Here is a 6,678-nt window from a genome sequence, read left to right as displayed (position 1 = left end):
TGGCCCCGAAAGACCGACATCTGACGGCCCAGAGACGCGGGCGAGAGAGGGAATGGCGGCGAATAAGCGCCCTGATACGGGCGGTTGCGTCGCCTCGCCAAATCAGAGACAAATTATCAGGGGTGGGTGGCGGAGGGAGGGTCCGCCAATATATAGTTTTATTATGTCCACTATAGTACATAATATCCTTATTTTTCAATGATATTTGACCTACGTTGTCCAAAGGCATATTCTATGATCCAATATCATTGGGGGACTGATTGGGGGACTACTTTCCCTGATTGGTAACTTTGAAAGGATATGACATGGCAATTCACAGGCTCACCCCGCGTAAAGTAGCAACTGCTGGTACCGGTAAATATGAAGATGGCGGCGGATTGCGCCTTGTGGTTTCGAACGCGGGCTCCAGAAAGTGGGTTTTGCGCTTCACCCTCAACGGCAAACGCCGGGAAATGGGTTTAGGCAGTTATCCGGACGTTGGCCTTGCAGATGCCCGCACAAAGGCCTCTGAGTACCGCCAGCAGGCCTCAGGGAATATTGACCCCATAGAGGCCCGTCGCGTTGAACTGGAAGCCGTACCCACCTTTACCAGCTGCGCTGCCCGGTTTATCCGATCTCATCGACGCGGCTGGAAGAACGCCAAGCATGCCCGCCAATGGGTCAGCACTCTCAAGACATACGCAAGGCCTGTGATAGGCACAAAACTGGTCGATACCATCGAGACAAACGATATATTGGAAATTCTCTCGCCGATCTGGACAACCAAGACAGAGACCGCCAAGCGCGTCCAGGCGCGCATAGAAAACATTCTCGACTTTGCAGCGGCTCATAAATACCGCGACAGGTCGAACCCTGCCCGTTGGCGCGGTCATCTAGATATGTTGCTGCCTAAGCCGTCCAAGGTAAGAACTGTTAAACACCATCCAGCAATGCCCTATTCAGAAGTCCCGGCATTTATGACGGAACTTTCAAAGAATGGCAGTGTATCTGCACTGGCTCTCAGGTTCCTAATTCTGACCGCTACGCGCACGAGTGAAGTCTTAATGGCCCAATGGTCCGAAATCAATATGGAGGCCGCTGTATGGACAGTTCCGGCTGAAAGGATGAAAACCAGACGGGAACATAGAGTACCGCTGTCGGATACAATGATAGCTGATTTAAATGCCCTCCCCCACCTTGATGGCAATCCTTACCTGTTTCCTGGTGCGCGCTATGGCAAGCCGCTTTCCAATATGGCGCTGCTTCAACTCATGCGCGGTATGGGATATGGCGTTAATGGAACGTGCGGCGATGCCGTACCGCACGGGTTCCGCTCAAGCTTTCGCGACTGGTCCGGCGAAGTTTCGAGCTTCCCGCGTGATGTCGCCGAAATGGCGCTCGCCCATGTTATCGAGAACAAGGTTGAGGCAGCGTATAGGCGCGGCGATCTGTTTGATAAGCGACGAAAGATGATGCAGGCTTGGACGAATTATCTCGGAAATATGCATGCGGATGCGGCGATATTGGCCTTCAGAAACGATAAGTGAATTCAATGGTATAATTCATCTATCAAACCAAGTTTGGCTGAAGTTTATAAAGAAATAAGGCGGTGTGCCGACATGATCAGCACACCGCCTTATTATATTACATTTTGTGGACTAATCCTTGTTAACGGAAAGCCCGACTTTTCCAGAGTGCTTCAAAATGTTTTTTGACTATACTCTACAGACAAGCATAATGCAACCTAAGCGTCGATCATGAGTCTATGGGGAAATGAAATGACGATCAATAAACCTTGGCGACTGGGAATAGACCTTGGGACTAACTCACTTGGTTGGGCGGCCCTGGAAATAAATGGCGATTATACATCGGCTATTGGAATAATCGATAGTGGTGTGCGCATATTCTCCGATGGACGCAATCCGAAAGATAAACAATCCAATGCCGCAAAAAGACGTGAACCTCGCAGTTCAAGAAAAAATAGAGACAGAACAATACGTCGTTCTGCCCGTCTTATGCGTGAACTGAGTGAATTTGGCTTGATGCCGCCAGACAAGGAAGAACGCAAAAAGCTGGAAGGTGGAAAAGACATTCCACTTGAGGAGACGGATCCATGGATTATACGCTACCGGGCACTCATTGAAGAAATCAGCCCGTATCAGCTAGGCCGAGCCATATTTCACCTGCATCAGCGCCGTGGTTTTAAATCCAACCGCAAGACGGACCGCGCAGATACTGAAAGCGGTAAAGTCCATGACGCCACCGAGCGGACACTCGAAAAACTGAAAGAAACCGGCAGCCGAACCCTCGGTGAGCTGTTTGGCAAACCTCGATATGAAACCATTCAACATAATAAAGAAGCAACAAAGGGGCAACGCAAACCTCAACCCTTGGCCCGGGTTCGCAAATCCGGCGCAGGAGCGCAATGGCAATATGATTACTATCCCACCCGTGCCCTGATACTGGATGAGTTTGGAAAAATCTGGGAAGCGCAAAAAAAATACCATGCTGATCTTCTGCACTGTGACGCATATGAACGCCTTAAAGATACAATTGAATGGCAGCATCCATTAAAATCTCCGCCTGTGGGTAAGTGCGGCCTTATACCGGAAGAGCCCCGCGCAGCCAAAGCGTCACCATCATCACAACGTGCGCGCATCTTTCAGGAAGTAAATTCATTGCGTCTGGCTCGATCTGGTCAAGCCCAGCGTAAACTTTCCAAAGAACAGCGCGACATCATTGCCGATCGGCTATTAACGCCTACGAGTAAAACTGCAAAAGTAACTTTTGGTCAGATCAAGAAACTTCTTGGCCTTTCGTCCTATGACAGTTTCAGCATAGAAACAGAAAAGCGCAAAGATCTGCAGGGAGACGAAACCGCAGCGAAGCTGATGCAAGAGGATCGTTGGGGCACATCATGGCTTGACCTTGATTTACCGAGCCAAGACGAAATTGTAGACAAACTTGTCAATGATGAAGATGAAGAGCAACTCGTTACCTGGCTATGCAATACCCACAAACTCGACAAAAAGCGGGCGCACCGGGTCGCCGACTGTCCCCTCCCTGATGGTTATGGAAATTTGAGTCAACTGGCGCTGACTAAAATCCTGCCGCCGCTGGAAGCGGATGTGACTGTTTACTCTGAGGCAGTTGAACAATCCGGACTTGGGAGTCACAGCCAGTTTGGAACAGGGGAGGTATTTGACAATGCCCTGCCCTATTACGGTTATATTCTTGAACGATCCGTTGCGTTTGGCACTGGCGATCCGAATGATCCGGATGAAAAACGCTACGGGAAAGTCGCCAATCCCACGGTGCATGTGGCACTCAATCAGATCAGAGCTGTGATTAATGATCTGATGGCGCGTTTTGGCCCACCTGAGAAAATCGTTGTCGAGCTTGCCCGCGACCTTCCCTTGTCCGCCAAAGGAAAAAACGATCTTGAGAAGCAACAGAAGGCAAATCAGGATGCCAACGACAAGCGCCGAAAAAAGCTGGCGGAATTAAGCCAGCACGACACATACGAAAACCGGCTGCGCTTGCGTCTGTATGAAGACCTTGAAGCTCTGGGAAAACGGTGCCCTTTTTCAGGAGAGCAGATCAGCTATAACGACCTCTTCTCCGGCAAAATTGAAATAGAGCATATATTACCCTTTTCCCGTACCCTTGATGACAGCTACGCGAACAAGACTCTCGCCACGCGACAAGCCAACAGGGACAAAGGGAACCGCCCCCCGTTTGAAGCATTTGGTCACTCCCCTGAAGGATATGACTGGCAAGAAATTTCGAAACGCGCAGCGGAGTTGCCTAGAAACAAACAGTGGCGTTTCAGCCCCGATGCGATGGACCGTTTTACCGAACACGAAGGCGGGTTCCTTGCGCGACAACTAACCGACACTCAATATATCTCCAGGCTGGCGAAGGCTTATCTGGAGGCCATTTATGGCGGGCAAGGATATAAGGGAGCCAAAAGCCATGTCCATGTTATTCCCGGACGCCTGACCGCTGATTTGCGGCACGTCTGGGGATTGAACTCCGTCTTGCGCGGGCATAATGAGCCTGAATCCGAAGCGCAGAAAAAAAATCGCGACGATCACCGCCACCACGCTCTAGATGCTATCGTTGTCGCCTGTACAGACGTGTCCATGTTGCAGCAGGCTGCGATCACAGCTGGACAAAACGAAGGCATAAGTAATGACAAACTAATGGCAGGCCTTCAGGAACCATGGCGGGGATTTCGAACGGATGTTGAGCAATCTGTCAGGAATATCATGGTCAGCCATAAACCTGATCACGGGATACAGGCAGCAATGCATAATGATACGGCTTATGGCATTTCAAAGGGTGAGATTGGCGAACCCGACAAACGAGGTGCCCGTATGGTTGTTACCCGCAAACTCCTTGACGGCGACAGTTTTAAATCGGTATCGGATCTGGCCAAAATACGCGATGACATTATTAGAAGCCATATGGAGGAAGAAACCTTTGGACTCTCGGGCGCAGACTTCAAACGAGCCCTATTAGACACGGCAGGTGCCATGATACCGCCTGTTTATAAAGTGCGTGTAGAAGAGAAATTAAGCGTTATCCCAATCAAAAATGCGTCTGGCAAAGAATACAAGGCCTATAAGGGAGACGGCAATTATTGCTACGATATATGGCAGACGGAAAAAGGCAAATGGACCGGAGAAGTTATTTCAACCTATCAGGCATATCAGCTGGCTCGAAAAGACAATGACTGGTGGCAACGGCTTGAAGGACGGGAAGGCCAGAAATTACAGATGCGTCTACGCAAGAAGGACTATCTTCAAGTCGAGCACAATGGGACAGTCAAAATTGTACAAATATGTAAGTTCACAGAAGGTGCAATTGCGCTTGCCGAGCATATTGAAGCAAATGTGGATGCCCGAACACGCGATCCAAATGATGGGCTGAAATTTATTTTTAAATCCCCGGCAAGTCTTCAATTCTCAAGAGCAAAATATGTGACTGTTAGCCCCTCTGGCGTTCCGAGAATTCATCAAATTAGCGGGTAAAGCTTTTTTAACTTCTTTATTGTAACCTGACATTGAATAAATGCGGGTTTTATGATGCAAAATCGTGTGGTCGAAATATCCTCGAACGGGGTGCATCTCAGTGTCTCCAGGGGCTTCCTGTCTATCGAAATCGACAAACAGTTGGCGGGACAGGTCGCTGTTGATGATATGGCCGCCCTGATTATTCGTGGCCACGGCGCCTCGCTGTCCGTCAATATCTGTTCTCGGCTGGCGAAGGCCAATGTTCCCATTATCATTTGCGACAACGGGCAAGCTCCCGCCTCCGTCATTTGGCCCGTGGACGGTCACTTTGCCCAAGGCTTGAACATGCAGGCCCAGGCCCTCGCCAATAAGCCGCTATTGAAACGTCTTTGGGCCCAGCTCGTCGCATCCAAGGTGGCGGCCCAGGCACAGGTTTTAAATGCCTTCGATCTGCACAGTGCGGATATCTCCTCCATGGCGACGCGGGTAAAGTCGGGTGACAGCGACAATATTGAAGCCCAGGCCGCCCGGAAATACTGGAAACGTCTCATGGGTGAGGATTTTTTACGGGGAACGCATCAGGGCTCCATTAACGGTGCTCTCAACTATGGATACACCGTATTACGGGCGGCGGCAGCCCGCTCCATCCTCGCGGCGGGACTGCATCCGTCCCTTTCCATATATCACCAGAGCAAAGGCGATGCCTTGCGCCTTGCGGATGATCTGATGGAACCTTTCCGGCCCTGGATTGACTATCAGGTGAAGCGAATTTCTATGGAATATGATGGCGATTCGTTCGAGCTCAACCCAAAACATAAAGCGACACTTGTAAACGTTTTAACGATGGATTTGCAATCCTGCACGGGCGCGAGTCCCATGCAAATCTGCATGGACAGAATGGCGCAATCACTCGTTCAGGTATTTATGGGCAACCGAAAAAAAATTGAACTTCCGGTCTCACCACCGCCGTTGATGTTGCAGCCTAGATCTCATGGCTAAAAGATATCATACGGAATTCAGTGGGTACAAATTCATGTGGGTAATGGTTTTATTTGATTTGCCAACGTCAACGAAGAGTGAACGTTATTCCTACACAAAATTTCGGGATTTTCTGCTGGATAACGCGTTCGAGATGGCGCAGTATTCTGTATATGTGCGTCATACAAATGGTAAAGAAGCCGTACAAGCGATTATCCGCAAGGTTGAAGCCGCCATGCCGCCGGAAGGAAAAGTGGATATTTTACAATTTACGGACAAGCAATATGAAAATATCGTCTGTCTTCGGGGCAATCGGCGAGGCGATTCGCTCAAAAACCCCGAGCAATTTATTCTCTTCTAGGAAGAATTGGATGTTTTCAGAAAAACTAAACGTGAAAACATCCAATTATATCAACCCAATGCATCGGCAGCAGTTATAGCACTCTGGAAAAGCCGGGCCAACCGCAACAAGATCAAGATCAAGATCAAAAGAAGATGTGTTATAGCACTCTGGAAAAGCCGGGCCAACCGCAACACCGTAAAAGCTTTTGTATCTTGTCAATTAGTTATAGCACTCTGGAAAAGCCGGGCCAACCGCAACTTCGTCATGTTCCTTCTCATAATCAAAATAGTTATAGCACTCTGGAAAAGCCGGGCCAACCGCAACCACGGGTGTCGCAGATTGGTAGGGGCCTTGGTTATA

At 49.4% G+C, this 6,678-nt stretch carries 4 protein-coding genes and 1 CRISPR repeat array; all 4 genes read left to right on the top strand.

Annotated features, from left to right (window positions below; genetic code table 11):
- Window positions 1–305: 305 nt before the first annotated feature.
- The 4 genes from ACESNI_RS11470 to cas2 all read left to right on the top strand — a co-directional run bounded on the left by ACESNI_RS11470 (window position 306) and on the right by cas2 (window position 6,336).
- A complete protein-coding gene (locus tag ACESNI_RS11470; RefSeq protein WP_373086798.1) occupies window positions 306–1,526 on the top strand; it encodes a tyrosine-type recombinase/integrase in 1,221 nt (406 codons plus the stop codon).
- 231 nt (window positions 1,527–1,757) lie between these two features.
- Window positions 1,758–5,015, top strand: a complete 3,258-nt coding sequence (gene cas9, locus ACESNI_RS11465; RefSeq protein WP_373086796.1) for a type II CRISPR RNA-guided endonuclease Cas9 — start codon at window positions 1,758–1,760, stop codon at window positions 5,013–5,015.
- A gap of 51 nt (window positions 5,016–5,066) precedes the next feature.
- Window positions 5,067–5,996, top strand: a complete 930-nt coding sequence (gene cas1 / locus ACESNI_RS11460) for a type II CRISPR-associated endonuclease Cas1 (protein WP_373086794.1) — start codon at window positions 5,067–5,069, stop codon at window positions 5,994–5,996.
- Between the two features lie 34 nt (window positions 5,997–6,030).
- Window positions 6,031–6,336: a CRISPR-associated endonuclease Cas2 gene (gene cas2 / locus ACESNI_RS11455; RefSeq protein WP_373086793.1), complete on the top strand. Its 306-nt coding sequence runs from the start codon at window positions 6,031–6,033 to the stop codon at window positions 6,334–6,336.
- A 71-nt stretch (window positions 6,337–6,407) separates the two neighbouring features.
- Window positions 6,408–6,642: a CRISPR direct-repeat array (repeat unit 36 nt; unit sequence GTTATAGCACTCTGGAAAAGCCGGGCCAACCGCAAC).
- Window positions 6,643–6,678: the final 36 nt, after the last annotated feature.

Source organism: Sneathiella sp., from assembly GCF_041689005.1.
GTDB lineage: Bacteria > Pseudomonadota > Alphaproteobacteria > Sneathiellales > Sneathiellaceae > Sneathiella.
Note: the sequence above shows the minus strand (reverse complement) of the source record. Positions and strands in the feature narration are given on the sequence as shown.